Source organism: Chryseobacterium sp. GW821-FHT04C04, assembly GCF_059420365.1.
The window spans coordinates 65,070-90,221 of record NZ_JBWKTO010000003.1 but is presented as its reverse complement, the minus strand read 5'-3'; the positions used below and the strand labels follow the sequence as shown (position 1 = coordinate 90,221).

39 protein-coding genes are annotated in these 25,152 nt (G+C 36.1%); 32 read left to right on the top strand and 7 right to left on the bottom strand.

Translation table 11 applies throughout. The features are described 5' to 3' along the window. Nucleotides 1–40 precede the first annotated feature (40 nt). The 6 genes from AC07UM_RS10350 to AC07UM_RS10325 form a co-directional block, all read right to left on the bottom strand. Complete coding sequence (locus tag AC07UM_RS10350) at nt 41–1,018, bottom strand: hypothetical protein (protein ID WP_494683569.1); 978 nt, start codon at nt 1,016–1,018, stop codon at nt 41–43. A 278-nt stretch (nt 1,019–1,296) separates the two neighbouring features. Beyond that, nucleotides 1,297–1,716 carry a hypothetical protein gene (locus AC07UM_RS10345; protein WP_494683570.1) on the bottom strand — a complete coding sequence of 140 codons (420 nt, stop codon included), beginning with the start codon at nt 1,714–1,716 and terminating at the stop codon, nt 1,297–1,299. A 206-nt stretch (nt 1,717–1,922) separates the two neighbouring features. Next, nucleotides 1,923–2,735: a hypothetical protein gene (locus tag AC07UM_RS10340; protein WP_494683571.1), complete on the bottom strand. Its 813-nt coding sequence runs from the start codon at nt 2,733–2,735 to the stop codon at nt 1,923–1,925. 4 nt (nt 2,736–2,739) lie between these two features. Further along, the gene (locus AC07UM_RS10335; protein ID WP_494683572.1) at nt 2,740–3,471 is read right to left on the bottom strand and encodes an MIP/aquaporin family protein; all 732 of its coding nucleotides are present in this window, start codon (nt 3,469–3,471) and stop codon (nt 2,740–2,742) included. A 23-nt stretch (nt 3,472–3,494) separates the two neighbouring features. Beyond that, the gene (gene glpK, locus AC07UM_RS10330) at nt 3,495–4,991 is read right to left on the bottom strand and encodes a glycerol kinase GlpK (RefSeq protein WP_494683573.1); all 1,497 of its coding nucleotides are present in this window, start codon (nt 4,989–4,991) and stop codon (nt 3,495–3,497) included. 10 nt (nt 4,992–5,001) lie between these two features. Continuing rightward, nucleotides 5,002–6,600 carry a glycerol-3-phosphate dehydrogenase/oxidase gene (locus AC07UM_RS10325; protein ID WP_124532190.1) on the bottom strand — a complete coding sequence of 533 codons (1,599 nt, stop codon included), beginning with the start codon at nt 6,598–6,600 and terminating at the stop codon, nt 5,002–5,004. Between the two features lie 116 nt (nt 6,601–6,716). On the opposite strand from AC07UM_RS10325, the gene AC07UM_RS10320 reads away from it, so the two are divergent. The 30 genes from AC07UM_RS10320 (at nt 6,717) to AC07UM_RS10175 (ending at nt 22,463) form a co-directional block, all read left to right on the top strand. Beyond that, complete coding sequence (locus AC07UM_RS10320; RefSeq protein WP_494683574.1) at nt 6,717–7,481, top strand: DeoR/GlpR family DNA-binding transcription regulator; 765 nt, start codon at nt 6,717–6,719, stop codon at nt 7,479–7,481. Nucleotides 7,482–7,729: 248 nt separating this feature from the next. Next, entirely contained in the window at nt 7,730–8,353 is a 624-nt protein-coding gene (rplC, locus tag AC07UM_RS10315; protein WP_103231555.1) for a 50S ribosomal protein L3, read from the top strand. Continuing rightward, complete coding sequence (gene rplD / locus AC07UM_RS10310) at nt 8,344–8,973, top strand: 50S ribosomal protein L4 (protein ID WP_124532186.1); 630 nt, start codon at nt 8,344–8,346, stop codon at nt 8,971–8,973. The genes rplC and rplD overlap by 10 nt, the downstream gene beginning before the upstream one ends. Before the next feature lie 3 nt (nt 8,974–8,976). Next, nucleotides 8,977–9,267, top strand: a complete 291-nt coding sequence (rplW, locus tag AC07UM_RS10305; RefSeq protein WP_047380577.1) for a 50S ribosomal protein L23 — start codon at nt 8,977–8,979, stop codon at nt 9,265–9,267. A 22-nt stretch (nt 9,268–9,289) separates the two neighbouring features. Further along, nucleotides 9,290–10,111, top strand: a complete 822-nt coding sequence (rplB, locus tag AC07UM_RS10300; RefSeq protein ID WP_103231554.1) for a 50S ribosomal protein L2 — start codon at nt 9,290–9,292, stop codon at nt 10,109–10,111. Between the two features lie 2 nt (nt 10,112–10,113). Continuing rightward, nucleotides 10,114–10,392 carry a 30S ribosomal protein S19 gene (gene rpsS, locus AC07UM_RS10295; RefSeq protein ID WP_034702850.1) on the top strand — a complete coding sequence of 93 codons (279 nt, stop codon included), beginning with the start codon at nt 10,114–10,116 and terminating at the stop codon, nt 10,390–10,392. Nucleotides 10,393–10,394: 2 nt separating this feature from the next. Continuing rightward, entirely contained in the window at nt 10,395–10,793 is a 399-nt protein-coding gene (gene rplV, locus AC07UM_RS10290) for a 50S ribosomal protein L22 (protein ID WP_034694674.1), read from the top strand. 7 nt (nt 10,794–10,800) lie between these two features. Beyond that, nucleotides 10,801–11,550, top strand: a complete 750-nt coding sequence (gene rpsC / locus AC07UM_RS10285) for a 30S ribosomal protein S3 (protein ID WP_076353263.1) — start codon at nt 10,801–10,803, stop codon at nt 11,548–11,550. A gap of 98 nt (nt 11,551–11,648) precedes the next feature. After that, nucleotides 11,649–12,074 (top strand): 50S ribosomal protein L16, encoded by a 426-nt coding sequence (rplP, locus tag AC07UM_RS10280; protein ID WP_076353264.1) that lies wholly within the window; start codon nt 11,649–11,651, stop codon nt 12,072–12,074. A 12-nt stretch (nt 12,075–12,086) separates the two neighbouring features. Beyond that, entirely contained in the window at nt 12,087–12,272 is a 186-nt protein-coding gene (gene rpmC / locus AC07UM_RS10275) for a 50S ribosomal protein L29 (RefSeq protein ID WP_103231553.1), read from the top strand. A 12-nt stretch (nt 12,273–12,284) separates the two neighbouring features. Continuing rightward, entirely contained in the window at nt 12,285–12,539 is a 255-nt protein-coding gene (rpsQ, locus tag AC07UM_RS10270) for a 30S ribosomal protein S17 (RefSeq protein ID WP_027371715.1), read from the top strand. 2 nt (nt 12,540–12,541) lie between these two features. Further along, nucleotides 12,542–12,910: a 50S ribosomal protein L14 gene (rplN, locus tag AC07UM_RS10265; RefSeq protein ID WP_002983226.1), complete on the top strand. Its 369-nt coding sequence runs from the start codon at nt 12,542–12,544 to the stop codon at nt 12,908–12,910. A gap of 21 nt (nt 12,911–12,931) precedes the next feature. Further along, on the top strand, nt 12,932–13,258 hold the full coding sequence (rplX, locus tag AC07UM_RS10260; RefSeq protein WP_103231552.1) for a 50S ribosomal protein L24: 327 nt from the start codon (nt 12,932–12,934) through the stop codon (nt 13,256–13,258). A gap of 11 nt (nt 13,259–13,269) precedes the next feature. Then, a complete protein-coding gene (rplE, locus tag AC07UM_RS10255) occupies nt 13,270–13,821 on the top strand; it encodes a 50S ribosomal protein L5 (RefSeq protein WP_089734598.1) in 552 nt (183 codons plus the stop codon). Nucleotides 13,822–13,824: 3 nt separating this feature from the next. Beyond that, nucleotides 13,825–14,094, top strand: coding sequence for a 30S ribosomal protein S14 (rpsN, locus tag AC07UM_RS10250; protein ID WP_076353267.1), 270 nt, complete (start codon nt 13,825–13,827; stop codon nt 14,092–14,094). 143 nt (nt 14,095–14,237) lie between these two features. Next, nucleotides 14,238–14,636, top strand: a complete 399-nt coding sequence (gene rpsH, locus AC07UM_RS10245) for a 30S ribosomal protein S8 (RefSeq protein ID WP_076353268.1) — start codon at nt 14,238–14,240, stop codon at nt 14,634–14,636. A gap of 17 nt (nt 14,637–14,653) precedes the next feature. Further along, nucleotides 14,654–15,199 (top strand): 50S ribosomal protein L6, encoded by a 546-nt coding sequence (rplF, locus tag AC07UM_RS10240; protein ID WP_103231549.1) that lies wholly within the window; start codon nt 14,654–14,656, stop codon nt 15,197–15,199. Between the two features lie 15 nt (nt 15,200–15,214). Continuing rightward, nucleotides 15,215–15,568 (top strand): 50S ribosomal protein L18, encoded by a 354-nt coding sequence (gene rplR / locus AC07UM_RS10235; RefSeq protein ID WP_103231548.1) that lies wholly within the window; start codon nt 15,215–15,217, stop codon nt 15,566–15,568. A gap of 19 nt (nt 15,569–15,587) precedes the next feature. Further along, nucleotides 15,588–16,109, top strand: a complete 522-nt coding sequence (gene rpsE, locus AC07UM_RS10230) for a 30S ribosomal protein S5 (protein WP_045491132.1) — start codon at nt 15,588–15,590, stop codon at nt 16,107–16,109. Between the two features lie 10 nt (nt 16,110–16,119). After that, the gene (gene rpmD, locus AC07UM_RS10225; protein WP_027371710.1) at nt 16,120–16,296 is read left to right on the top strand and encodes a 50S ribosomal protein L30; all 177 of its coding nucleotides are present in this window, start codon (nt 16,120–16,122) and stop codon (nt 16,294–16,296) included. Nucleotides 16,297–16,317: 21 nt separating this feature from the next. After that, a complete protein-coding gene (gene rplO, locus AC07UM_RS10220; protein WP_103231547.1) occupies nt 16,318–16,767 on the top strand; it encodes a 50S ribosomal protein L15 in 450 nt (149 codons plus the stop codon). Nucleotides 16,768–16,776: 9 nt separating this feature from the next. Beyond that, nucleotides 16,777–18,156, top strand: coding sequence for a preprotein translocase subunit SecY (gene secY / locus AC07UM_RS10215; protein WP_103231546.1), 1,380 nt, complete (start codon nt 16,777–16,779; stop codon nt 18,154–18,156). A gap of 3 nt (nt 18,157–18,159) precedes the next feature. Further along, on the top strand, nt 18,160–18,375 hold the full coding sequence (infA, locus tag AC07UM_RS10210) for a translation initiation factor IF-1 (RefSeq protein ID WP_034684855.1): 216 nt from the start codon (nt 18,160–18,162) through the stop codon (nt 18,373–18,375). Nucleotides 18,376–18,437: 62 nt separating this feature from the next. Then, nucleotides 18,438–18,554 carry a 50S ribosomal protein L36 gene (gene rpmJ / locus AC07UM_RS10205; protein ID WP_007839480.1) on the top strand — a complete coding sequence of 39 codons (117 nt, stop codon included), beginning with the start codon at nt 18,438–18,440 and terminating at the stop codon, nt 18,552–18,554. A 9-nt stretch (nt 18,555–18,563) separates the two neighbouring features. Next, nucleotides 18,564–18,941: a 30S ribosomal protein S13 gene (gene rpsM / locus AC07UM_RS10200; protein ID WP_002983260.1), complete on the top strand. Its 378-nt coding sequence runs from the start codon at nt 18,564–18,566 to the stop codon at nt 18,939–18,941. A gap of 12 nt (nt 18,942–18,953) precedes the next feature. After that, nucleotides 18,954–19,343 carry a 30S ribosomal protein S11 gene (gene rpsK / locus AC07UM_RS10195; protein WP_047491454.1) on the top strand — a complete coding sequence of 130 codons (390 nt, stop codon included), beginning with the start codon at nt 18,954–18,956 and terminating at the stop codon, nt 19,341–19,343. Nucleotides 19,344–19,362: 19 nt separating this feature from the next. Then, the gene (rpsD, locus tag AC07UM_RS10190) at nt 19,363–19,971 is read left to right on the top strand and encodes a 30S ribosomal protein S4 (protein ID WP_103231545.1); all 609 of its coding nucleotides are present in this window, start codon (nt 19,363–19,365) and stop codon (nt 19,969–19,971) included. A 33-nt stretch (nt 19,972–20,004) separates the two neighbouring features. Beyond that, a complete protein-coding gene (locus tag AC07UM_RS10185) occupies nt 20,005–21,000 on the top strand; it encodes a DNA-directed RNA polymerase subunit alpha (RefSeq protein WP_103231544.1) in 996 nt (331 codons plus the stop codon). A gap of 6 nt (nt 21,001–21,006) precedes the next feature. After that, nucleotides 21,007–21,519 (top strand): 50S ribosomal protein L17, encoded by a 513-nt coding sequence (rplQ, locus tag AC07UM_RS10180; RefSeq protein WP_103231543.1) that lies wholly within the window; start codon nt 21,007–21,009, stop codon nt 21,517–21,519. 119 nt (nt 21,520–21,638) lie between these two features. Continuing rightward, nucleotides 21,639–22,463, top strand: a complete 825-nt coding sequence (locus AC07UM_RS10175; RefSeq protein ID WP_494683575.1) for an N-acetylmuramoyl-L-alanine amidase — start codon at nt 21,639–21,641, stop codon at nt 22,461–22,463. Between the two features lie 46 nt (nt 22,464–22,509). Here the strand turns inward: AC07UM_RS10175 and AC07UM_RS10170 are convergent, their stop codons facing one another. After that, nucleotides 22,510–22,944: a hypothetical protein gene (locus tag AC07UM_RS10170; RefSeq protein ID WP_494683576.1), complete on the bottom strand. Its 435-nt coding sequence runs from the start codon at nt 22,942–22,944 to the stop codon at nt 22,510–22,512. A gap of 368 nt (nt 22,945–23,312) precedes the next feature. On the opposite strand from AC07UM_RS10170, the gene AC07UM_RS10165 reads away from it, so the two are divergent. Both AC07UM_RS10165 and AC07UM_RS10160 read left to right on the top strand, forming a co-directional pair. Then, nucleotides 23,313–23,945, top strand: coding sequence for a response regulator (locus AC07UM_RS10165; RefSeq protein WP_494683577.1), 633 nt, complete (start codon nt 23,313–23,315; stop codon nt 23,943–23,945). Nucleotides 23,946–23,951: 6 nt separating this feature from the next. Then, nucleotides 23,952–24,773, top strand: a complete 822-nt coding sequence (locus AC07UM_RS10160) for a hypothetical protein (RefSeq protein WP_494683578.1) — start codon at nt 23,952–23,954, stop codon at nt 24,771–24,773. Nucleotides 24,774–25,152: the final 379 nt, after the last annotated feature.

Here is a 25,152-nt window from a genome sequence, read left to right as displayed (position 1 = left end):
TTTGGTCTTGACAGTTGGTATGTCTCTATCTCCGGGAGATTTACAATTTCCGATCTAACACAAATTTACTATCTAATTGATAATAAATAATATTAAAATGCGGGATTTTTTTCTCCAGAAAATTAATTACCTCTTCAAGCTGTTCTTCAGATATTTCCTCTGCCTTTATTTTGAAACCTTTGTTTAAATAACTTCCAAAGTAAAATCCGTCTTTCAGAACCTCAATCTCATGATCGGACGTCTTCTTAAAGTTGGGGTTTTCCAGATCTCTTTTTGATAAGGCATTTATCAATTTATGTTTTCCTAAATGATTGGTGACAATCCCCCAGGAATAAATAGGAAGTGCCACTTCAATTTTTTTGATAGGGTAGTCTTCCATTTTAGAAAGATAGCTTTTCAGAATGTTGACATCGAGAATAGAATTTTTATCAGAATTTTCCAGAGGTGAGGAAGTAGAGTAGCACATTAGATAAACTTTTTCCACAGGAGGAATTCCGGTCTGCTTTTTATCTTTCACCTGATGAAGACGAAGCGTGCAGGTAATTTCTTTTCCGGAAATTCTTTTGAGCTCTTTCAGAAATTTAAAATAATCATTCCGTGTTCCGGCAGTCCAGTCGCAGTCGATTTGGATTTCATTGTTTGTTTTCAGTTGATATTCTTCCGCTTTCTTTTGAATTAAAAGATGAATGCTTTCGGCCAGAAACTTGATCTCTTCTGCAGAAATCCCCAGCAATGTCTGATTGGTAATGAAAACTGTAGGAACAATCTGTTTATCGGTCTGAAAACTCTGGTCTTTAGCAATAACTGCTACCGGCTGAAATTTTCCGCTCACTTTATCTACATCAAAGAATCTTGTGTATAAATAGGGAACCGTAGCTTTGTCTAATGCTTTCTTCTCTTCACCGTCAAGCTTTAATTTGGTTTTCCAGTAATAAAACGTATAAGGATGATTTTCTTTCCTGTTGCATGAAACAATGAAGAAAAGAAGAAATAGAAATAAAATTTTAAAATTTTTCATTGGTATAAATTACTCTTGCAACCACCATTCGGTTCAGCTATAATTTTTTCAAAAGTAAAGATATTTAGACAGAATAGAAACAGTAAAATCCCGGTGATTGATTTTTGAATAGCAATTTCATGAAAATGATGATTAAAATACTTCTATTTCTGTAAACCATATAATTGGTATAAGCATTTTCCATTTTTGGAGAGCTGGAAAATCGTGATTTGACTGGGTAGTTGATTAAAACAAGAAAACCACCCCAGATGGAGCGGCTTTCTCTATATACTATTTAACTACTTGTACAGTTCACTTTCGCAGGCGCAGGTTTCTTTATCAATACTTTCACTGGAAGAACAGCAGCCCTCAAGGTTTTGAACATTTCCTTTCTGGTCGGTGAGATAGATTTTATTTTTATCAAATTTTACCAGAAATTTTTCTTCGAATTTTTTGAAAACGACTTTCATTACTTTATTAGGAGTATATTTGCCGGCATTTATTTCTTCTTTTGTCTCTTTTCCGTTAGCTTGATTCACCTGAACATAGCCAAAATGAACATCTCCATTCTTTTTGATATCCAGATAATAATGAGGAGTACCCGTACCACTATATCCTTTCATGATATCAAAACTTCTATGTCCAACAAACGGAACCTTTACTTGTGCTAAAGAAAAAATGCTGATGCAAAATATAAGTAAGCAGAAAATCTTTTTCATATATATTTTTTTCAAAAGTAAATATATTTGAGGAAAATAAATACCGTAAAAACCCGGTTATTGCAGATCATTGATTGTGACTTTAGCATATCAACAGAATATGTACGACCATTCCCTTTCTTTGTTATAATCTAATGGGGTGGGCATCGCAAAAACAAAACCACTCCTAAGAAGAAGTGGTTCTATATAATTTAGGTAAAGCTTAATTAAAAAACAGTTGCCGCAAGCTGAATTCGTGCATACTTATTAGACGGATTCCACATAGCCATCATAGATACAGGAAGGCTGTAATGATCCGTTATCTTTACTACTTTTCCTGCTTTTACACCCACATTTACGATGTCAAAGCTGTTTTTGCCGTTACCATATAGAAAAGTCTTATCATTAAGAGCAAATCCGGCCCCTACAAAAGCATCCAGATCTACTTTCTGGTCTTTAATGACAGGATAGCTGGCTTGTACATAGGTAGAATATCTGTTTTTCTTATAACTTCCGTCTGCTTCCAGAATAACCTCTCCCGCATTGGCACCTCCGTAAAGCATAATATCTGCTTCAATATTAATGGGAAATGAAGGACCGAAAGTATAGTTCGTTCTTAGATCAATAATATGAGCTGTTCTTCTCTGTGAATAGCTGAAAATATCATCAGCTGCCACTGCAGTATTAATATTCCTGGAGTTGTAAAGGTCCCATAATCCAATATAAAAACGTCCGTCAGAATATTGAACATAATAATTGATTTCTTTGTAATGGGTATTGTCCTTATCATCTGCTAATGCAGAAGCTCCCCAAATTCCCACTTTCCATTTTTTCTCCGCATCCAAAGCATAGGAAAGATTTCCCATTACCACAGGTTTATCAGTGATGATAAGCCCTCTCCATAAATGATTGTTCTGAATATTGGCTGTAAAATCAAGTCTTCCTTCTTTGGTTTCCTTGGCTTCACCATTTTCCTGTGAAAATAACCTTCCTGTGCCTATTGCCAGAAGGAAGATTCCTTTTAAGATTTTTCTCATCATATGTTTATTTTAAAAATCCATATAATAGTGCAGCAATAGCAGCTCCGATAATTGGACCTACAACAGGAATCCAGGCATATCCCCAATCACTGCTCCCTTTTACAGGAAGGATTGCGTGCATGATTCTTGGAGCAAGGTCTCTTGCCGGATTGATGGCATATCCAGTTGTTCCTCCCAGAGACAAACCTATTACCCATACCAGAAAAGTAACGGGAATAGCTCCTACAGTACCCAATCCTATTTTTGCTGTCGGATCGGCTTGTAATGAAATACTAGGATCGGAAAAATGGAAAATAACAAATACCAGGACAAATGTTCCGATAATCTCACTGATAAGATTAGAAGATGTTTTTCTGATAGCAGGACTCGTACTGAAGCAGGCTAGCTTTGCTCCCTCATCTTCGGTAATGGCAAAATGATCTTTATTAAATAGCCATACCAGAAATGCACCCAGCATTCCTCCGATCATTTGTGCAGCGATATAAGATGGAACCAGGTCCCATGAGAATTTTCCTGCAGCTGCAAGACCAATGGTCACAGCTGGGTTCAGATGGGCCCCACTTATTGGCCCTGCAACGGTTACTCCCACAAAAACGGCTAGTGCCCATGCGGTAGTAATAACAATCCATCCGGAATTATTTCCTTTCGTATCTTTTAAGACAACATTGGCTACAACACCGTTGCCTAACAATATAAGAAGCATCGTTCCGATAACTTCTGCAATAAATGGGGTCATATAAGTTTTTTTAAGTGAGTGAATTAATCTTCTATCCAGCTTTGAGCGCTTTTTACAGCTTTCTTCCAGAAGTGGGTCATTTTATCCACTTGCTCTCTGTCCAGTTGAGGGTAGAAGTCCTTGTCTACAATCCATTGTTCCTGGATTTCGTCTATGTTTTTCCAGTATCCTACTGCAAGACCGGCAAGATAGGCGGCACCTAGTGCTGTAGTTTCCAGGGTTTTTGGACGTGTTATTTTAACCGCGAATAAATCAGACTGTATCTGCATCAAAAGATCGCTCGCTGATGCACCTCCGTCTACTCTTAGCTCAAGACTCTCTCTTCCAGAATCAGCTTCCATAGCTTTTACAATCTCATAAACCTGGAATGCTATTCCTTCCAGTGTAGCTCTTGCGATGTGTGCGTCGGTAGTGCCACGGGTGATTCCTACAATCGTTCCGCGGGCATATTGGTCCCAGTAAGGAGCACCAAGTCCTGTAAGCGCAGGAACGAAATATACTCCGCCATTATCTGGTACGGAAGCAGCCAGTTCGTTCACCTGATCTGAAGAATGAATGATTTTAAGACCATCTCTTAACCATTGTATGGCTGCGCCTCCTACAAATACACTTCCTTCCAGTGCGTAGTTCACTTCTCCATTGATTTTCCAGGCTACGGTTGTAAGAAGATTGTTTTTAGAAGAAACGGCTTCTGTACCTGTGTTCATTAATAGGAAGCATCCTGTTCCGTAGGTATTTTTTACCATTCCCGGAGTAGTACACATCTGACCAAATAAGGCTGCCTGCTGATCACCGGCAATACCAGCAATTGGAATTTTAGTAGAGAATAGAGTTGTCGCTGTTTCTCCATAGATTTCACTGCTTTGCTTAACCTCAGGAAGAATGGCTTTAGGAATGTTGAATAATTCTAAAAGATCATTGTCCCATTCTAAAGTATGGATGTTCAGAAGCATGGTTCTGCTGGCATTGGAAACATCTGTGATAAACATTTTCCCACGGGTCAGCTTCCAGACAAGCCAGGTATCAACGGTTCCGAAACATAATTTCCCTTCCTCAGCCTTTTGTCTGGCTCCTTCTATATTATCAAGAATCCATTTTAGTTTGGTCGCTGAAAAATAAGCATCCAGAACAAGTCCCGTTTTTTCTTTAATAATCTCAGCGTGTCCCTGATCTTTCAGTTCATCACAATATTTTGATGTTCTGCGGTCTTGCCATACAATAGCATTGTAGATGGGTTCACCCGTTTCTTTGTCCCAAACTATCGTGGTTTCACGTTGATTTGTAATCCCGATGGCAGCAACTTCCAGTCCGGAGATTCCTGCTTTCGCTATAATTTCTGCTGCTACGGAGATTTGTGATGACCAGATTTCGTTGGGATCATGCTCTACCCAGCCCGGGGTAGGAAAGATCTGTTCGAAATCTTTTTGTGATACATATTTTATTTCTCCACTGTGGTTAAATAAAATCGCTCTGGAAGATGTTGTTCCCTGATCCAAAGCGAGAATCAATTTCTCATTCATAGGTAGGATGTTAATATAGGTTGATAACTTTTGGCGAATAAGGAGTTAATAGATATCCTCTTGCCAACTCAATGAATTCATTTTCCTGTTGCTGTGCCCATTCTTCGGTAAAACCTTTTTCTTCGGCAATGATTCTGGCAATATTGTGAGCGCAGTCTATCGCTGCTCTTGCATCTAAAAATAGGAGACGTACTCTTCTTGCGAGAATATCCTCAATAGTTTCTGCCATTTCATTTCTTACTGCCCATACTATTTCTGCTACGGTGAAAGCGTGATCAGGATGGATTTTCTGTGCATAACGCGGATTACTTTCCTGAAGAGCCTTTATAGCCGGTATATCAGATCCGTAAACGTAAAGGTGATTGGTTCTGTCTACTTGTTCAGGCTTCACATTTCCATGGATGGAAAGATGTTCTGTTTTAGAAGGAGAATTTCCCAATCGGTGAACTTTCATGGCTTCATCTACTGTATCCTCTGCCATTTTACGGTATGTGGTCCATTTTCCTCCGATAATAGAAACTAATCCTGTATCTGAAGTAATGACTTTGTGGCTTCGGGAAACCTCTTTTGTACTTTTGCTTCCGTCTTTAGGAGCGGCAAGAGGGCGAAGTCCTGCATAAACGGATTTTACATCTTCGCGGGTCGGCTTTTTAGCTAAATATTGTCTGGCTGTATTTAAGACAAAATTGATTTCCTCTTCTAGAGCACGAGGTTCAAAGCTTTCATCTTTCAGAAGGGTATCTGTAGTTCCTACCAGAGCTCTGTCATGCCAAGGGACAACAAATAAAACTCTTCCGTCTGAAGTTTTTGGGATCATAATCGCATCATCGCTTTTCAGGAATGATTTATCCAGTACCAGGTGAATTCCCTGGCTTGGTACAACTAATTTACCATGCTTAGGATTGTTCATATTAAGAATGTCATTCGTAAATACACCTGTTGCATTGATGACCACTTTACTGTGAATCTGATATTGCTGCTTTGAAAACTGATCTTCCGCAACGACACCTATTACTTTATCAGAAGCATCTTTCAAAAGGTTGATTACTTTTACATAATTAACAGCAGTTCCCCCTTTCTCGATAATGGTTTGGGTAAGGTTTACAGCAAGCCTGGCATCATCAAATTGTCCGTCCTGGTAAACAACACCACTCATTAAGTGATTTTGTTCAATAGTGGGAAGCTTTTCAATGGTTTTTGATTTGCTGATATATCTTGTTTTTCCAAGACTTAGTTTTCCGGCAAGGAAATCGTAAACGGATAGCCCAATCTTATAATAGATTCCTCCCCACCAGGTGTAGTTTGGGATAATAAAAGACTGATTTTTTACAATATGCGCTGCATTTTTAGCCAAGAGACCTCTTTCTTTTAATGCTTCTTTTACCAATCCGACATCTCCCTGGGCAAGATATCTAACTCCACCGTGTACCAATTTGGTACTTCTGCTGGATGTTGCTTTTGCGAAGTCATGAGATTCAAGCAATAAAGTTTTGAATCCTCTGCTTACTGCATCTAATGCTGAACCTAAACCACTGGCTCCTCCTCCTATGACAATAAAGTCCCATTCTTTTACATCGGTTAACTTACTTAGTTCTTCGTTTCGTTTCATAAATGTTTCGTTTATGTTTCGTTTTCAAATATATAAATTAAAAATGAAAGCAAAAAGAAAATAAATGAAATTTTAAAATGTGAAAAAAAATCGGTATTTTTGAGGAAACGAATAAAATGGAAAAGCTACTACCAAGGCAGGATGAAATACTAAAAGAGCTTGATGAGAAAGGACATGTGCTTGTTCAGGATCTGTGTGAAAAGCTTAGTGTTTCTTCGGTTACGATCCGAAAGGATCTGAACTATCTCGAAAGCTTGGGGCTTCTTTTCAGAAATCATGGAGGGGCGAGTAAGCAGGTTAGATATGCTTATGAGAAAAATGTAGGAGAAAAGGAAAATATCAATGTGGAAGCGAAGCAGGCTATTGCAAAAGCAGCTTTGTCTTTGATCCAGGAAAACGATTGTATCATATTGGCTTCCGGAACAACCATGCACTACCTTGCCAGAATGTTGGTGAATTTTGGACCGCTTACGGTTCTGACCTCTTCTTTAAGAGTAGCGATTGAACTTTGTAATAATCCTAATATTAATATCATTCAGTTGGGAGGTGAAGTGCGCAAGAGTTCTACTTCTATAGTAGGTTCTATTTCCGAAGGAATTCTTAAGCAGTTTTCATGTAATAAACTTTTCTTGGGTGTAGATGGGATTGATCCTGAATTCGGAATCAGTACTTCCAATGCAGCAGAAGCTCACCTGAATCAGATTATGATGGAGTGTGCAGATCAAACGGTGATTCTTGCAGATTCTTCAAAATTGAATAAGAAAGGGTTTGGTAAAATAGCGGCTTTGGATCAGGTGGATTATCTGATCACAGATCATGGTATTTCTGTTGAAGAAAGGGCTGAACTGGAGGAAGTAGGGGTAAATGTTATTGCTAAATAATGCCCTCATCTTAATTTCTTTTTTAAAATCAAAATAAATCTTTGGGAAATTTGTTCTGAATTTTTTCAAAATCATCTAATTGATTAAAAATCAAAATATTTTACTTGAAATATTTGTCAGTTATAAAATTATTCATACATTTGCACACTCATTTTACGGGCGTAGTATGCCTATATCAAAAGTAGAAATTACTTCAGACTCGGAAAAATGGTAAAAAATAAAGGATAAATTTTATTATAATATAAACAATGTCAGGTATTATTGGAAAAAAAATCGGGATGACATCTCTGTTTGACGAGAACGGCAAAAACATGCCTTGTACCGTTATTCAAGCAGGTCCATGCTCGATTTTACAGGTCAGAACCTTGGAAAAGGACGGCTATACAGCTGTTCAATTGGGTTTCGATGACAAGAGTGAGAAGAACGTTGGTAAAGCGTTAGCTGGCCATTTTAAAAAGGCTGGTTCTGCTCCTAAAGCTAAATTGGTAGAATTCCACAACGGATTCGCTGATGTGAAAGTAGGAGAAGAAGTAAAAGTTGATTTGTTCACTGAGGGTGAATATGTTGACGTAACAGGAACTTCAAAAGGTAAAGGCTTCCAGGGTGTTGTTAAAAGACACGGATTTGGAGGTGTAATGCAGGCAACTCATGGACAGCACAACAGACTTAGAGCTCCAGGTTCTATCGGTGCTGGTTCAGACCCTTCAAGAGTGTTCAAAGGGATGAGAATGGCTGGAAGAATGGGAGGTGAGCAGGTAACTGTTCAAAACCTTCAAGTGTTAAAAGTTGATCAAGAACAAAATCTTTTAGTAGTAAAAGGTGCTGTTCCGGGAGCTAAAAATTCTTATGTAATTATCAGAAAATGGAACTAGTAGTATTAAATACATCAGGAAAAGAGACCGGAAGAAAAGTAACTCTAGACGAAACAGTATTCGGAATTGAGCCAAATCAGCACGCGGTTTACTTAGAAGTTAAACAGTACCTTGCTGCACAAAGACAAGGGACTCATAAAGCAAAAGAAAGAAGCGAAATTACTGCTTCTACTAAAAAGCTTAAGAAGCAAAAAGGATCAGGATCTGCTAGATATGGTGATATTAAATCTCCAACTTTCAGAGGTGGAGGTAGAGTATTCGGACCTAAGCCAAGAGACTACAGATTCAAATTGAACAAAGCTCTTAAGAGATTAGCTAAGAAATCTGTTTTATCTCAGAAAATGAGAGACAACAGCATTAAAGTTTTAGAAGATTTGAGCTTTGGTGCTCCTAAGACTAAAGATTTTATCAGTGTATTGAATGCATTGGAACTTAACGGTAAAAAATCTTTATTCGTTCTTCCTGAAGCTAACAAGAATGTGTATTTGTCTTCAAGAAACTTACCAAAAACTAAAGTAATGAACTTCAACGAGATCAGTTCTTACGACTTAGTAAACGCCGGTGAGATTATTTTCTTCGAAGGTGCAGTTGAAAAATTCCAGGAAAATTTAAAGAAATAAGTCATGTCTATTATTATTAAACCAGTTATTTCAGAAAAGGCTAATTACCTTACAGATTTAAGAGGTTCTTATTCTTTCTTAGTTGAACCTAAGGCGAATAAAATCCAGATTAAAAAAGCTGTTGAAGCAGCTTACGGTGTAAAAGTAGCAGACGTTAATACAATGATTTATGCTCCGAAGGTTTCTTCAAAGTACACTAAAAAAGGTCTTCAAGTAGGAAAGACAAACAAATTGAAAAAAGCGGTAATCAAACTTGCTGAAGGTGAGGTTATCGATATTTTTGCTGTAAATTAATTATTAATTATAAATAATAGTAATGTCTGTTAGAAAATTAAAACCTATCACCCCGGGACAGAGATTCAGAATTGTAAACAATTTTGAAGAAATTACTACCAACAAACCAGAGAAATCTCTAACAGTTGGTATTAGTAAGTCAGGTGGACGTAACCAAACTGGTAAAATGACCATGCGTTACACCGGAGGTGGACACAAAAAGAAATACAGAATTATTGACTTCAAAAGAAACAAAGCAAACGTTGAAGCCACTGTAAAATCTGTAGAATATGATCCAAACAGAACTGCATTTATCGCTTTATTAGAGTATGCTGACGGAGAGAAGAGATATATCATCGCTCCAAACGGTATCAAAGTTGATCAGAAAGTAATTTCTGGTGAAAGCGTAGAACCAAATGTAGGGAACGCAATGAAGTTGAAAAACATTCCTTTGGGTACTGTTATTTCTTGTGTTGAAATGAAGCCTGGTCAAGGTGCAATTTTAGCAAGAAGTGCTGGTTCTTCAGCTCAATTAACTTCAAGAGACGGAAAATATGCAATCATCAAATTGCCTTCAGGAGAATCTAGAATGATCCTTACTGAATGTTATGCAATGATTGGATCAGTTTCTAACTCTGACCACCAGTTAACGGTATCAGGTAAGGCTGGTAGAAGCAGATGGTTAGGTAGAAGACCAAGAACAAGAGCTGTTGTAATGAACCCAGTTGATCACCCAATGGGAGGTGGTGAAGGTCGTTCTTCAGGAGGTCACCCAAGATCTAGAAACGGTATGCCTGCTAAAGGTTACAAAACCAGAAAGAAAAATAAAGCGTCTAACCGTCATATCATATCTAAACGTAAATAATTATGGCAAGATCACTTAAAAAAGGACCATTCATTCATCATACTTTAGATAAGAAGGTTCAGACAAACATAGAGTCTGGTAAGAAGACAGTTATTAAAACTTGGTCTAGAGCATCAATGATTTCTCCAGACTTCGTAGGACAAACTATTGCAGTACACAACGGGAAATCTTTTATCCCTGTTTATGTTACAGAAAACATGGTTGGTCACAAGCTAGGCGAATTTTCTCCAACAAGATCTTTCAGAGGTCATGGTGGTAACAAAAACAAAGGAAGCAGATAATCATGGGATCAAGAAAAAGAGAAAGTGCATTAGCACGTAAATTGACAAACCAAGATGTAGTAAAAGCAATACACAATGATTGCCCATCTTCTCCAAGAAAAATGAGATTAGTAGCTGATATCATTAGAGGAGAGCAGGTAGACAAAGCTTTATACATTCTAAAATATTCTAAAAAAGACGCATCTAACAAGTTAGAAAAAGTATTGCTTTCCGCAATGGCTAACTGGCAAACTAAAAACGAAGGTGCTGATATTGAAGAAGCAAATCTTATCGTTAAAGAAATTTTTGTAGACAGTGCAAGACAATTGAAGAGACTAAGACCAGCTCCACAAGGTAGAGGGTACAGAATCAGAAAAAGATCAAACCACATTACATTAATCTTAGGTAAAAAAGAAAATTAATCAAGGTATGGGACAGAAGACAAATCCAATTGGTAATAGATTAGGTATCATCAGAGGATGGGATTCTAACTGGTTTGGTGGAAACGATTATGGAGACAGAATCGCTGAAGACTACAAAATCAGAAGATACCTTGAGGCTAGATTATCTAAAGGTGGTATTTCAAAAATTTATATCGAAAGAACACTTAAATTAGTTACAGTTACAATTACTACTGCTAGACCGGGACTTATCATCGGTAAAGGAGGTCAGGAAGTTGATAAATTGAAAGAAGAATTGAAGAAACTTACAGGTAAGGATATTCAAATCAACATTTTCGAAATCAAAAGACCTGAATTAGACGCTGTACTAGTTGCTGATAGTATTTCTAAGCAAATTGAAAACAGAATTTCTTACAGAAGAGCTGTTAAAATGGCAATGGCAAGTACTATGAGAATGGGTGCTGAAGGTATCAAAGTTCAAATCTCTGGTAGATTGAACGGAGCTGAAATGGCAAGATCAGAATCTTTCAAAGACGGAAGAATTCCATTGTCTACTTTCAGAGCAGATATCGATTACCACTGGGCAGAAGCTCACACTACTTACGGTAGATTAGGTGTAAAAGTATGGATCATGAAAGGAGAAGTTTACGGTAAAAGAGAACTTTCTCCACTAGTGGGACAACAGAAAAAAGGAGGTCAGTCAGATAGAGGAAACAGAGGAGGAGACAGAGACAACAGAAGACCTAGAAAAAACAACAACAATAACAATAATAATTAAAATTTTAGATTAGAAATTTTGAATTTTAAATTACCGTTACTTTTTTAAAATTAAAAAAAATCTAAAATCTAAAATCTAAAATCTAAAATTTAGAAATTATGTTACAACCAAAAAGAACCAAATTCCGTAGAGTTCACAAGATGAAGATGAAGGGGAATGCCCAAAGAGGTAGTCAACTTGCTTACGGAACATTTGGGATCAAAGCGACGGAAGGAGCTTGGATCACTGCAAGACAGATTGAAGCAGCTCGTATTGCTGCGACAAGATATATGAAGAGAGAAGGTCAACTATGGATCAAAATCTTCCCAGATAAGCCAATTACTAAGAAACCAGCGGAAGTACGTATGGGTAAAGGTAAGGGAGCTGTTGAATATTGGGTAGCTGTAGTAAAACCTGGTAAAATTATGTTCGAAATCGGAGGTGTATCTTACGATATCGCTAAGGAAGCTTTAAGACTTGCTGCACAAAAATTACCAGTAGTTACTAAATTCATCGTTGCTAACGATTTTGTTAAACCTCTATAATCTTTGAATACAATGAAAAATGCTGATATTAAAAATTTAAGCGCGGGTGATATTCAAGCTCAATTAACTGAAGCAAAAGCTCAATATTCTAAATTGAAGTTGGCTCATGCAATCAGCCCAATTGAAAACCCGATTCAAATCAGAGATTTGAGAAAAGCAATCGCAAGACTAAACACTGAGTTAACTAACAAACAATAATTTCATTTTACAATGGATAGAAATTTAAGAAAAGAAAGAATCGGAGTGGTTTCCAGCAATAAAATGGAAAAAACTATTGTTGTTAGTGAAACTACAAGAGTAAAGCACCCGATGTACGGTAAATTCGTTTTGAAAACGAAAAAATATACTGCACATGACGAGAACAACGAATGCACAGAAGGTGATACAGTTTTGATCCAAGAAACTAGACCTTTGAGCAAGAGCAAGAGATGGAGATTAGTAAGAATCATTGAAAAAGCTAAGTAATAATGTTACAAACAGAATCAAGATTAAAAGTTGCTGATAACACAGGTGCAAAAGAAGTACTAGTTATCAGAGTTCTGGGAGGAACCAGAAGAAGATATGCTTCAGTTGGTGATAAAATCGTTGTTACTATCAAGGATTCTACACCATCAGGAAACGCTAAAAAAGGTCAGGTATCTAAAGCTGTAGTAGTAAGAACTAAAAAAGCAGTAAGAAGAAAAGATGGTTCATACATCAAATTCGACGACAATGCTTGTGTATTACTAAACGCAGCGGGAGAAATGAGAGGAACTCGTGTTTTCGGACCAGTTGCTCGTGAGTTGAGAGATAAAGAATATATGAAAATCATTTCATTAGCTCCTGAAGTACTTTAATTTTTAAAATTTTTAAAAGAAATGTCAAAGTTAAAAATAAAAAGAGGAGATAACGTAATCATTACTACTGGTAAGAAAGATATCAAAGGTAAGACTGGTGAAGTTATTGAAGTGATCAAGAAAGAAGGAAGAGACCCAAGAGTAATTATTGCAGGACTTAACATCGTTAAAAAACACGTTAAACCTTCAGCTTCAAATCCTCAAGGAGGAATTACTGAAAAGGAAGCTTCTATTCATATCTCAAACGTAGCTTTAGTTGGTAAAGACGGAAAAGCGATCAAAATCGGTTACAAAATCGAAGGAGATAAGAAAGTAAGAATCAACAAAAAAACGGGTGAAACTTTATAATTTGAATTAACATGGAATTTATAGCAAGACCCAAAAAAATATACAGAGAAACAATTGTTCCTGCAATGATGGAAGAATTCGGGTACAAGTCAATCATGCAAGTACCTAGATTAGAGAAAATCGTTGTATCACAAGGTTTAGGAGACGCTACTGCAGATAAGAAAATTATTGATTATGCTGTAGAAGAATTGACAAACATCACAGGTCAGAAAGCAGTAGGTACAATCTCTAAGAAAGATGAAGCTGCATTCAAATTGAGAAAAGGAATGCCTGTAGGTGCAAAAGTTACATTGAGAGCTCACAGAATGTATGAGTTCTTAGACAGACTTACTTCTTCTGCTTTGCCACGTATCAGAGATTTCTCTGGTATCAAAGCTGATGGTTTCGATGGTAGAGGTAACTACAACTTAGGTATTACTGAGCAAATTATCTTCCCTGAAATCGTAATCGACAAAGTGAAAAAAATCCAAGGGATGGACATCACTTTTGTTACTACTGCGAAGACAGATAAAGAAGCTAAAGCATTACTAACTCACTTCGGTTTACCATTTAAAAAGAACTAAGAAATGGCTAAAGAATCAATGAAAGCGCGTGAGCGCAAAAGAGAAGCACTAGTTGCTAAATACGCTGACAAAAGAAAAGCTTTAAAAGAAGCTGGTGATTATGAAGGACTTCAGAAATTACCTAAAAATGCTTCTCCTGTAAGATTACACAACAGATGTAAACTAACAGGTAGACCAAGAGGATATATGAGAACGTTCGGACTTTCCAGAGTAACTTTCAGAGAAATGGCAAACAACGGTCTTATCCCAGGGGTAAGAAAAGCTAGTTGGTAATAATTACTAATTAAAATCGAGACAATTAAGTTGTTTAGATACTAAAGAATAAATATCAGACCGAGGTTTTCTGAAGTCTGATATTTTTATCTTCAAGTCTTTTCAATACTGATTGTCTTTAACCAATAATTTATAAAAGAAAAATGGTAACAGATCCAATTTCAGATTTCCTAACAAGAGTAAGGAACGCACAAAGCGCAGGCCACAAAGTGGTGGAAATTCCTGCATCGAAAATCAAAAAGGAGATTACTAAGATCCTATTTGATCAAGGGTATATCTTAAACTACAAGTTTGAAGATAACGCTGTTCAAGGAGTGATCAAAATCGCTTTAAAGTACGATAAGCAAACTAGCAAACCTGCTATTAAGTCTATTCAAAGAGCTTCTAGACCAGGTTTGAGACAGTACAAAGGTTCTACGGAACTTCCAAGAGTACTAAACGGTTTGGGTATTTCTATCATCTCTACTTCTAAAGGAGTAATGACTGACAAGAAAGCTAGAGAAGAGAAAGTAGGCGGTGAAGTAATCTGCTATGTTTATTAATTTTTAATCAGAGGAAAATGTCAAGAATTGGTAAAGCAATTATAACAATTCCAGCTGGAGTTACAATCACTGAAAATAACGGTGTAGTAACTGTAAAAGGAGCAAAAGGAGAACTTTCTCAAGAGCTTACAGCAGGAATTACTTTAGAACAAAAAGATGGTGAGCTTAATGTAAACAGACCATCTGATTCTAAGCAACACAAAGCGCTTCACGGTTTATACAGAGCGTTAATCGCCAACATGATCGTTGGTGTAACTGAAGGTTTCGAAAAGAAACTAGAACTAGTAGGGGTAGGATATAGAGCTTCTCACACAGGTCAAAAACTTGAGTTGGCTTTAGGATTCTCTCACGGTATCGTATTAGAACTTCCAGGTGAAGTGAAAGTTGATACATTGACTGAAAAAGGTAAAAACCCAATTATTACTTTAGCGTCTCATGACAAGCAACTTCTAGGAATGGTTACTGCAAAGATCCGTTCTTTCAGAAAGCCTGAGCCATACAAAGGAAAAGGTGTAAGATTCGTAGGAGAAATTGTTAGACGTAAAGCTGGTAAATCTGCTTAATAAATTATAAGTATTATGGCATTAAGTAAATTAGAAAAAAGAATAAGAATCAAAAGAAGAGTAAGAGGGAAAATCTCTGGATCTTCTGAATTGCCAAGATTATCTGTATACAAAAGTAATAAGGAAATTTACGCTCAGTTAATCGACGATAAAAATGGTAAAACTTTAGCATCAGCTTCTTCTAGAGAGAAAGGTGTAGACGCTAAAGGTACTAAGACTGAAATTTCTGCTGCTGTTGGTAAAGCTATCGCTGCTAAAGCTATCGCTGCAGGAATCGGAAGTATTGTATTTGACAGAAACGGTTTCGTATATCACGGTAGAGTAAAAGCTCTAGCTGACGGTGCGAGAGAAGGTGGACTTAAATTCTAATCATTAAATTTCGGAAAATATGTTAGGACTAGATAATATAGAAAGAGTAAAACCGGGAGGATTAGAATTAAAAGATCGTCTCGTAGCTGTTAACAGAGTAACAAAAGTAACAAAAGGGGGTAGAGCTTTCGGATTTTCTGCTATTGTTGTAGTAGGAAACGAAGAAGGTATTATTGGTTTCGGTTTAGGAAAATCTAAAGAGGTTGCTTCTGCAATTGCTAAAGCAGTTGAAGACGCTAAGAAAAACCTTGTGAAAGTTCCTGTAATGAACCACACTATTCCTCACCAAACTACTGCTAGATACGGTGGTGCAGATATCTTCTTAAGACCTGCTTCTCACGGTACAGGACTTATCGCCGGTGGTGCGGTAAGAGCAGTATTAGAATCAGCTGGTATTCACGATATCCTTTCAAAATCTAAAGGATCTTCTAACCCTCACAACGTAGTGAAAGCTACTTTCAAAGCGTTATTAGATATCAGAAGACCTGAAGAGATCGCTAGAATGAGAGGAGTTTCTCTAAGTAAAGTGTTTAACGGTTAATATAAAAACAATGGCAACAATTAAAGTAAAACAAGTAAGAAGCGCTATTGGTAGAACAAAAACCCAAAAGAGAACGCTTGAAGCATTAGGATTAAAAAAACTTCACCAAGTTGTAGAACATGAAGCTACTCCTTCCATCTTAGGAATGATCGCTGCAGTAGGACACTTACTTGAAGTTCAAAAATAATTTTATAAAAGAGAAATTAAAATGAATTTAAATAACATACAACCTGCTGCTGGATCTACTTTCAACTCAAAAAGAATTGGTAGAGGTCAGGGTAGTGGAAAAGGAGGTACTTCAACAAAAGGACACAAAGGTCAAAAAGCTAGAGCTGGTTATTCTCAGAAAATCGGTTTCGAAGGTGGACAGATGCCTTTACAAAGAAGATTACCTAAATTCGGATTCAAAAACGTAAACAGAAAAGAGTTTAGAGGAATTAACCTTGATACTATTCAAACTTTAATCGAGAACAAATCTATTACTGGAGAAATCACGAAAGAAGTTTTAGTAGCAAACGGAATAGTTTCTAAAAACGAATTAGTGAAAATTATGGGTAGAGGAGAATTGAAATCTGCGGTTTCAATTTCTGCTGACAAATTCACTAAGTCTGCTGAAGAGCTTATTGCTAAGGCAGGAGGAAAAGCAATTACCTTATAATACTTACTAATGAAAGAATTTATACAAACACTTAAAAATATATGGAGCCTAAAGGAGTTAAGAGATAAAATTCTCTTTACGTTAGGTATTATCCTTGTGTATAGATTCGCATCTTATATCTCACTTCCCGCAATTAATCTTGCTGAAGTGGGAGATCTCTTAGAGCATTATAAAAATCAAGGCGGTAACAAGCAAGGAGCAGGTCTCCTTGGCTTGCTTTCGTCGTTTACGGGGGGAGCTTTCAGCCACGCTTCCGTAATGGCGTTGGGAATCATGCCTTATATTTCTGCTTCTATTATTGTTCAGTTGATGGGGATGGCTATTCCTTATCTTCAGAAGCTTCAGAAAGATGGAGAGTCAGGTAGAAATACATTGAACCAAATTACAAGATGGTTAACGATTGGAGTTTGTCTGGTACAAGCGCCTTCTTACCTAACTTCTATTACTCAATTATTCTTACCGTATGCTCAGTTCCAATCTGCATATTTTGTAGAGCCAAATTCTATCATGTTCTGGTTACCAAGTATTGTTATTCTGGTTGCTGGTTCAGTGTTCGCAATGTGGTTAGGTGAAAAGATTACCGACAAAGGAATCGGAAATGGTATTTCCATCCTTATTATGGTAGGTATTCTTTCAAGACTACCTGAAGCATTCTTACAGGAGATGGCCGTGCAGAACGGAAAAGGAGGAATGGGATCTATCATGATCCTTATTGAAGTATTATTCTGGATGGTGGTAGTTCTTTTAGCGGTGATCTTATCAGTTGCTGTTAGAAAAATCCCTATTCAGTATGTAAGCAGAGCTCAAGCAAGAGGAGGTGTAAACAAGAATCTTATGCAGGGCGCAAGACAATGGATTCCATTGAAAGTAAATGCTGCTGGTGTAATGCCGATTATCTTTGCTCAGGCATTGATGTTCGTACCAGGATTATTAACAAAATTCGATGAGTCCAACACTTTTCTTGCAGGTTTCAAGAATGTTTTTAGCTGGCAGTACAATGTATTGTTTGCGCTATTAATTATTATCTTCTCGTTTTTCTATACTGCAATTACAATTCCGGTAAACCAGATGGCTGATGACTTAAAGAGAAATGGAGGTTTAGTACCGAAAGTAAGACCCGGTAAAGAGACAGCTGATTACTTAGATGATATTTTATCAAAAATTACCTTGCCAGGTGCAATTTTTTTATCTATCTTTGCAATCCTTCCGGCAATTGTGCATGGAAGCTTTGTTCAGACAGATGCGTTTGCCCTATTTTTCGGGGGAACATCATTGTTGATTATGGTGGGGGTAATTTTAGATACAGTTCAACAGATTAATACATATCTGCTGAACCATCATTATGATGGCTTAATGCAGTCTAAACTGTCTAGAACGACTGGATATTAATTTATGGCAAAACAAAAACATATTGAACAAGACGGCGTTATAACGGAAGCACTTTCGAACGCTCAGTTCCGTGTAGAACTTGAAAATGGGCATATTCTTATTGCTCATATTTCCGGCAAAATGCGAATGCACTATATTAAACTTTTACCTGGTGATAAGGTAAAACTAGAAATGTCTCCCTATGATTTAACAAAAGGGAGGATCACATTTAGATACTAAAACATTTAGCCAAATGGAATGCACATTCCATTTGGCATTTGTAAAAAATAAATACTATCAAAATGAAAGTAAGAGCATCAATTAAAAAAAGAAGCGCTGATTGCAAGATTGTACGCAGAAAAGGTGTGCTATTCGTAATCAACAAGAAGAACCCAAAATTTAAACAAAGACAAGGCTAACATTAAATTATGGCGAGAATTGCAGGTATTGATTTACCAAAAAACAAAAGAGGTGTTATCGGTTTAACTTACATCTATGGAGTAGGAAGAAGTACTTCTTCTGAAATCCTTAAAGCTGCCGGTATCAGCGAAGACAAGAAAGTCAACGAATGGAATGACGATGAATTGGCTGCAATCAGAACATATATCTCCGAAAACGTTAAAGTAGAAGGAGAATTAAGATCTGAAGTGCAATTGAACATCAAGAGATTGATGGACATAGGATGCCAACGAGGAATACGTCACAGACTAGGATTACCTTTAAGAGGCCAGAGAACGAAAAACAACTCTAGAACCCGTAAAGGAAAGAGAAAAACAGTTGCTAACAAGAAAAAGGCAAGTAAATAATCGTTAGGAATTATGGCAAAACAAAGTAAAGTAGTTAAAAAAAGAAAAGTAAAAGTTGAAGCTATTGGTGAAGCACATATTCAAGCTTCTTTCAATAACATCATCATTTCTTTAACAAATAAAAGCGGAGAAGTTATCTCTTGGGCTTCTGCCGGTAAAATGGGTTTCAGAGGTTCTAAAAAGAATACTCCATTTGCTGCTCAAATGGCAGCTGAAAATTGCTCTAATGTTGCTCACGAAGCTGGATTAAGAAGAGTAAAGGTATACGTTAAAGGTCCTGGTGCAGGTAGAGAATCTGCAATCAGAACTATTCACAATTCAGGAATTGAAGTTAGTGAAATCGTTGATGTGACTCCAATGCCACACAATGGATGTAGACCACCAAAAAGAAGAAGAGTTTAATTTTTAGAATTTACCCATTATGGCAAGATATATTGGACCTAAAACTAAGATTGCTAGAAAGTTTGGTGCTGCAATCTACGGAGATGATAAAAACTTCGAAAAAAGAAAGAACCAACCGCCAGGACAACATGGTCCTAACAAAAGAAGAGGTGCTAAAAAATCAGAATATGCAGTTCAGTTAGCTGAAAAACAAAAAGCTAAATATACTTACGGTATTTTAGAAAGACAGTTTGCTAATTTATTTGAAAAAGCACACAGAAGCAAAGGTGTAACAGGTGAAGTCCTTTTACAACTTTGTGAATCAAGATTGGATAACGTAGTATACAGATTAGGGTTTGCAAAAACTAGATCTGGAGCTAGACAATTGGTTTCTCACAGACACATCACTGTGAACGGAGAAATTCTTAATATCCCTTCTTACTTGGTAAAAGCTGGTGATGTAATCACTGTAAGAGAAAAGTCTAAGTCTCTTGAAGTTGTTACCAATTCATTGGCTTCTAAGTCAAACTATGAGTGGTTACAATTCAACGATGAGAAGAAAGAAGGTACTTTCATTTCTGCTCCTGAAAGAATCCAGATTCCGGAGGACATTAAGGAAAACCTTATCGTCGAACTTTACTCTAAATAATTTTTTAATCAAATTTTTGCTCAACCCAATAATATGGCAATTTTACAATTCATAAAACCCGATAAAGTAATTTTACTTAACTCTGATGAATTTAAAGGTCAATTCGAATTTAGACCTTTAGAACCAGGTTTCGGGCTTACAATCGGTAATGCTTTGAGAAGAGTGTTGCTTTCTTCTCTGGAAGGATACGCTATTTCATCTATCAAAATAGAAGGTGTAGAGCACGAATTTTCAACTATTCCAGGAGTAATCGAAGACGTTACCGAAATTATTCTTAACCTTAAGCAGGTAAGATTAAAAGCTTCAGCAGAAGGCCAGGCTAACGAGCAGGTTGTTGCTAAAGTTTCAGGTCAGACGGTTATTACTGCTGGTGATTTAGGGAAATCTATCAACGGATTTGAGGTGCTAAACCCAGATTTAGTGATTTGTAACCTAAACAGTGATGTAACTTTCGAAATTACTTTCAATATTGAAAAAGGTAGAGGGTATGTGCCTTCTGAACAAAATAAGTCAAACAATGCTCCTGTAGGAACTATTGCTATCGACTCTATTTTTACGCCGATCAAGAAAGTACAATATAGCATTGAAAATTATCGTGTAGAGCAAAAAACAGACTACGAAAAACTTGTATTAGATATAGAAACTGACGGGTCTATTAGCCCTCAGAATGCTTTAACAGAAGCTTCTAAGATATTAATTTATCACTTCATGTTGTTCTCTGATGAGAGAATCACGCTTGAAACTGAAGCTGTAAAAGCATCTATCCAATATGATGAGGAAACTCTTCATACAAGACAACTACTTAAGTCTAAATTAGCAGATATGGATCTTTCAGTAAGAGCCCTTAACTGTCTTAAAGCAGCTGAAGTAGAAACTCTTGGAGAATTGGTTTCTTACAGTAAGTCTGATTTGATGAAATTCAGAAATTTTGGTAAAAAATCTTTGACAGAACTAGAAGAATTAGTGCATTCAAAAGGTCTTAACTTCGGTTTCGACGTTGCAAAATATAAGTTAGACGCTGATAAATAATTAATAATGAGACACGGTAAAAAATTCAATCACTTAGGAAGAACAGCTTCTCACAGAAGCGCTTTACTTTCTAATATGGCTTGTTCTCTAATTGAGCATAAAAGAATCAACACTACTGTAGCTAAAGCGAAAGCTTTAAGAGTATATGTTGAGCCTCTATTAACAAAAGCAAAAGAAGATACTACACACAACAGAAGAGTAGTATTCTCTTACCTTCAAAATAAATTTGCGGTTGCTGAATTATTCAGAACTGTAGCTCCTAAAATCGCTGAAAGAAACGGTGGTTATACAAGAATCATTAAGACAGGTTTCAGACCAGGTGATGCTGCTGATATGGCTCTTATCGAATTGGTAGATTTCAACGAGCTTTACAACCCTAATGCTGAAGAGAAAAAAGCTACGAGAAGAAGCAGAAGATCTACAACAGCGAAAACAGCAGTAGTTGCTGATGCTCCTGTAGTAGAAGAAAAAGTAGAAGAAGCTAAAGCTGATTCTGCTGAAGAAAAAACTGAAGAATAATATTCATTCAGATTCAAATATATAACAAAACCATTCGTAATACGGATGGTTTTTTTTTATTTCATTAATGTTTAATTAATATATTTAGAATAACTTTGAGGGTTTAAAAAATCTTGATCATGATCATCGTAAAAGATAAGTTAGGAAAAACAATTTCCGGGGAGAGTATTACCTTTATAGAATCTCCCAATAAAGAGGGAATTATTATTCCGGAATACATTATCATTCATTTCACAGCAGGACGCGGAGCTGAAAATTCGATAAACTGGTTTCAGGATCCTACAGCAAAAGCTTCAGCTCATATTATTATCGATAGAGATGGCAGGATTACCCAAATGGTAGAATTTAATAAAAAAGCCTGGCATGCGGGAAGAAGCCGATGGGCTGACCGTTCAGGATTCAATGATTTTTCTATTGGTATTGAGCTCGAAAACCCCGGAAGGCTTACGAAAGTAAATGAACGGTTTTATGCATGGTTTGAAAAAGAATATTCGAAAGATGTTGTAGTGGCAGCTAAGCATAAACATGAAAATACTACTTCTTATTGGCATAGCTTTACAGAAAAACAACTGGAAACCTGTTTTCAGGTTTGTAAACTGTTGATGGAAACCTACAATATTAAAGATATTCTAGGGCATGATGATATTGCTCCTTTCAGAAAAAACGATCCGGGTCCGGCATTTCCTATGGAAAGTTTCAGAGCGAAGCTATTGGGAAGAGAAGATGATACTGCAGATATGTTCGAGGTAAGCGCTGAATATGCTAATGTAAGAACTGGTGCAGGAACAGGATTTGAAACAGTGGTTAAGCTTAAGAAAAATACCCAGGTTGAGTTTATTAAAAGTAAACTGGGATGGTTCTATGTATATGTTTTGATGGAAGCAGGAAAAGATGGTGAACCTATATACGGATGGATCAACAGTGATTTGGTGAAGAAAGTTTAAAACTTATATAAATAAAATGTCCCTTAATAAGAGGGACATTTCTATTTTAAATCTTTGTTCTTTTCAGTTCAATAATATTATTACCCTGCTCAAGGTGGAGACTGTCCCCTTTTACCCTTGCAGTCATATCATCTTTCTTGTAAATCGTTTCATCACCTTTGGTTTCTGTCTTTGGTAACGTAAATGTTTTCTTGTTGCTGGTAATCGCTACTGTATTTTCTTTCGGATCATTTTTGAATACCACTTTTACCAATGTTCCGTCTGTAGCTTTATAAACGAAATCTGTTTTTTCAGTTTTCTGCCCGTTGATATCTACAGTAGAAGAACTTTGCGTTACCGAATCTATTTTTCCATTGTTGTCCGTAACTACAGTTGTTGAACTATCTGTTTTGATAACGCTTTTGTTTCCACTTTCGCTTTTTTTACAGCTTACCGCTGTTAATGCAAGTACAGCACCAAGTGCTAAAAGACCTTTTTTCATGATTATTTTTTTTGATATTTATTATGATTTTTATTCTTTAATTTTTACAAAAATCATGCCTGACAATATGAGAATTTTCCACTGATATTAATGTATAATTCTCTTTTTTTAATGAACAAAATAAAATAATGTTAGAGAGCTTGTTTCTGTAAAATAATTATTTGAGGGTTGAGCCTCATTTTTGAAGCTTTATTTTATTATGTTGGTATTAATTTGAGTTAATATTGTTTTTGCAACGAAAAATTGATTAGATTTAGTAAAAACTAAAAGACTAAACCATAACTATAAATTCAGATGTCAATATTACACAAAGGTGTAATTGATTCCCATTTATTTTCTGTTGAAATTTGTTACAAACAAAAAAGGTCATGAGTATTTCCATCGCCATAGTAGAAGACGAGAAGAACTACAACAATGCGTTGAAGAAAGTCATCAATTACCAGGAGGACATGAAAGTCATTGCTCAGTTCTTTGACGGGAATGATGCCATGAAAAATCTACCCGACTTTTCTCCGGATGTTGTAATGATGGATATCCAGCTGCAAGATATGCTCGGAATTGAAATCATAGAAAAGCTACGAAAAGAAATGCCCAATACACAGTTCATTATGTGTACCAGTTTTGACGATGATGAAAAAATATTCAATTCTTTAAAAGCCGGCGCTATGGGGTACTTGGTGAAAGGAGAAAGCATGGACAAGATTCTTTCTTCCATTCGGGATGTATACCACGGCGGAGCTCCAATGAGTTTTTCTATTGCCCGAAAAGTTCTTAAACATTTTGAAAAAAAACTTCCGGAAATCAAAGGCTTCGACGAACTTACGGAACGGGAAAAAGAAATTCTGGAACTTCTTTCGCAAGGGCTTCTGTATAAAGAAATCGCCGATAGAAAATACATCAGTATTGATACGGTCAAAAAGCATGTTGGAAATATCTACAGAAAACTTCACGTAAACAATAAAGTGGAGGCCGTCAATAAGTTTAACAATTTTAAAAACTAAGAAACCATGAATGAAAATCAGGATTTATTAAATTTAACAGGAAAAATTCATCAACTAGTAGATTACAAAACTATTAATACTGAAGAGTTAGAGAATGTAAAATCATTTTGTAATCAGGAAATTGAAAGATTAAATTCAGAAGAATTTATAGAAAGAGAATCTATAGATTGGAAGGATTATACAATTCATGAACAAACTGAACATGATGGGGAAATTGATGGCGGATTAGCAATGGAAATGACAGGTGCTTATCAGGACATTGATGATATTAAAAATATTTACAGGAATAAATTACAAGTTTCTGGGGAAGTTATATCAGATTTATTTGGGAAAAACGCTAAAAATATTAAAGTCTTTTTAGGTGAACTGAATAGAGGTCTTATTTTTTTATATGAAGATTTGGACTTAAAAAAATATTATATTATTAGTAATATGATCATTAAAGAAGAAATCTCTTTAGAAGAATTTGAAAGATATAAGGACGCATATAAAGATGGAGAACTAAAAAAGATATTAGATCCTTATATTCAGAAAATTGATAAGAATACTGTAAATACTATAAGGTTTACAGTATCAAGAGAATTTTTTTCAAAGCTTGAAAGTTTAAAACCTAAATATCCTAATATTGTAATTTCTTTTCATCCTGCAATACATATTTCCAAAGAAATTTTTGAGGTGGTCTTAGATGATGGAACGATCATTCAGGCTAGTTATGAGAGCAGGCTTACTTTTATTATGATATTAGGTTATTATCAAGGAGCTAGATTTATTCCTATACCTGGAATAGGCGTTTATGATAGAAACGGTTTATGTCCTCCAGGATGTTGATAAATGAGTATTCTTGATATAGCATATTATATTGTAATTGTTACAAATTTTGTTGTTTCCGTAGCCTGTAAAAAGTTACGGAAACATTTCTATTTTCTATATTTCTTTGTTACTATAGTGATAGAGTTGCTTGCATTATGTCATCATGACTGGCAAAGAATGTATAATTTTCTTGATATTTTCAGTATACTATTTTTTTATTTTCTTTTTAAAAAAGAAATAGCTAATAAGCGTTTTCTGACATTAACAACAAGTGTTGTACTCATATTGGCTGTATATTATACCTGTGTATGTAGCACTTCGTATTCTATATATACCGGACTTATTTTTTGTATATATTCCATATTTGTTTCTTTAAACTGGTTTTATAATATGATTG

Excerpts from the sequence above, each read along its gene's own strand:
- AC07UM_RS10335 (WP_494683572.1), bottom strand. The coding sequence starts at position 3,471 with ATGACCCCATTTATTGCAGAAGTTATCGGAACGATGCTTCTTATATTG.
- infA (WP_034684855.1), top strand. The coding sequence starts at position 18,160 with ATGGCAAAACAAAAACATATTGAACAAGACGGCGTTATAACGGAAGCA.
- rplO (WP_103231547.1), top strand. The coding sequence starts at position 16,318 with ATGAATTTAAATAACATACAACCTGCTGCTGGATCTACTTTCAACTCA.
- AC07UM_RS10325 (WP_124532190.1), bottom strand. The coding sequence starts at position 6,600 with ATGAAACGAAACGAAGAACTAAGTAAGTTAACCGATGTAAAAGAATGG.
- AC07UM_RS10160 (WP_494683578.1), top strand. The coding sequence starts at position 23,952 with ATGAATGAAAATCAGGATTTATTAAATTTAACAGGAAAAATTCATCAA.
- rplX (WP_103231552.1), top strand. The coding sequence starts at position 12,932 with ATGTCAAAGTTAAAAATAAAAAGAGGAGATAACGTAATCATTACTACT.
- rplN (WP_002983226.1), top strand. The coding sequence starts at position 12,542 with ATGTTACAAACAGAATCAAGATTAAAAGTTGCTGATAACACAGGTGCA.
- rplV (WP_034694674.1), top strand. The coding sequence starts at position 10,395 with ATGGGATCAAGAAAAAGAGAAAGTGCATTAGCACGTAAATTGACAAAC.
- rpsE (WP_045491132.1), top strand. The coding sequence starts at position 15,588 with ATGTTAGGACTAGATAATATAGAAAGAGTAAAACCGGGAGGATTAGAA.
- rplB (WP_103231554.1), top strand. The coding sequence starts at position 9,290 with ATGTCTGTTAGAAAATTAAAACCTATCACCCCGGGACAGAGATTCAGA.
- rpsC (WP_076353263.1), top strand. The coding sequence starts at position 10,801 with ATGGGACAGAAGACAAATCCAATTGGTAATAGATTAGGTATCATCAGA.
- rpsD (WP_103231545.1), top strand. The coding sequence starts at position 19,363 with ATGGCAAGATATATTGGACCTAAAACTAAGATTGCTAGAAAGTTTGGT.
- rpsQ (WP_027371715.1), top strand. The coding sequence starts at position 12,285 with ATGGATAGAAATTTAAGAAAAGAAAGAATCGGAGTGGTTTCCAGCAAT.
- AC07UM_RS10175 (WP_494683575.1), top strand. The coding sequence starts at position 21,639 with ATGATCATCGTAAAAGATAAGTTAGGAAAAACAATTTCCGGGGAGAGT.
- rplC (WP_103231555.1), top strand. The coding sequence starts at position 7,730 with ATGTCAGGTATTATTGGAAAAAAAATCGGGATGACATCTCTGTTTGAC.
- rplF (WP_103231549.1), top strand. The coding sequence starts at position 14,654 with ATGTCAAGAATTGGTAAAGCAATTATAACAATTCCAGCTGGAGTTACA.
- rplP (WP_076353264.1), top strand. The coding sequence starts at position 11,649 with ATGTTACAACCAAAAAGAACCAAATTCCGTAGAGTTCACAAGATGAAG.
- AC07UM_RS10185 (WP_103231544.1), top strand. The coding sequence starts at position 20,005 with ATGGCAATTTTACAATTCATAAAACCCGATAAAGTAATTTTACTTAAC.
- AC07UM_RS10320 (WP_494683574.1), top strand. The coding sequence starts at position 6,717 with ATGGAAAAGCTACTACCAAGGCAGGATGAAATACTAAAAGAGCTTGAT.
- rpsH (WP_076353268.1), top strand. The coding sequence starts at position 14,238 with ATGGTAACAGATCCAATTTCAGATTTCCTAACAAGAGTAAGGAACGCA.
- rplR (WP_103231548.1), top strand. The coding sequence starts at position 15,215 with ATGGCATTAAGTAAATTAGAAAAAAGAATAAGAATCAAAAGAAGAGTA.
- AC07UM_RS10165 (WP_494683577.1), top strand. The coding sequence starts at position 23,313 with ATGAGTATTTCCATCGCCATAGTAGAAGACGAGAAGAACTACAACAAT.
- AC07UM_RS10345 (WP_494683570.1), bottom strand. The coding sequence starts at position 1,716 with ATGAAAAAGATTTTCTGCTTACTTATATTTTGCATCAGCATTTTTTCT.
- rpmC (WP_103231553.1), top strand. The coding sequence starts at position 12,087 with ATGAAAAATGCTGATATTAAAAATTTAAGCGCGGGTGATATTCAAGCT.
- rplD (WP_124532186.1), top strand. The coding sequence starts at position 8,344 with ATGGAACTAGTAGTATTAAATACATCAGGAAAAGAGACCGGAAGAAAA.
- rpsM (WP_002983260.1), top strand. The coding sequence starts at position 18,564 with ATGGCGAGAATTGCAGGTATTGATTTACCAAAAAACAAAAGAGGTGTT.
- secY (WP_103231546.1), top strand. The coding sequence starts at position 16,777 with ATGAAAGAATTTATACAAACACTTAAAAATATATGGAGCCTAAAGGAG.
- glpK (WP_494683573.1), bottom strand. The coding sequence starts at position 4,991 with ATGAATGAGAAATTGATTCTCGCTTTGGATCAGGGAACAACATCTTCC.
- AC07UM_RS10340 (WP_494683571.1), bottom strand. The coding sequence starts at position 2,735 with ATGATGAGAAAAATCTTAAAAGGAATCTTCCTTCTGGCAATAGGCACA.
- rpsS (WP_034702850.1), top strand. The coding sequence starts at position 10,114 with ATGGCAAGATCACTTAAAAAAGGACCATTCATTCATCATACTTTAGAT.
- rpmD (WP_027371710.1), top strand. The coding sequence starts at position 16,120 with ATGGCAACAATTAAAGTAAAACAAGTAAGAAGCGCTATTGGTAGAACA.
- rpsN (WP_076353267.1), top strand. The coding sequence starts at position 13,825 with ATGGCTAAAGAATCAATGAAAGCGCGTGAGCGCAAAAGAGAAGCACTA.
- AC07UM_RS10350 (WP_494683569.1), bottom strand. The coding sequence starts at position 1,018 with ATGAAAAATTTTAAAATTTTATTTCTATTTCTTCTTTTCTTCATTGTT.
- rplE (WP_089734598.1), top strand. The coding sequence starts at position 13,270 with ATGGAATTTATAGCAAGACCCAAAAAAATATACAGAGAAACAATTGTT.
- rplQ (WP_103231543.1), top strand. The coding sequence starts at position 21,007 with ATGAGACACGGTAAAAAATTCAATCACTTAGGAAGAACAGCTTCTCAC.
- AC07UM_RS10170 (WP_494683576.1), bottom strand. The coding sequence starts at position 22,944 with ATGAAAAAAGGTCTTTTAGCACTTGGTGCTGTACTTGCATTAACAGCG.
- rpsK (WP_047491454.1), top strand. The coding sequence starts at position 18,954 with ATGGCAAAACAAAGTAAAGTAGTTAAAAAAAGAAAAGTAAAAGTTGAA.
- rplW (WP_047380577.1), top strand. The coding sequence starts at position 8,977 with ATGTCTATTATTATTAAACCAGTTATTTCAGAAAAGGCTAATTACCTT.
- rpmJ (WP_007839480.1), top strand. The coding sequence starts at position 18,438 with ATGAAAGTAAGAGCATCAATTAAAAAAAGAAGCGCTGATTGCAAGATT.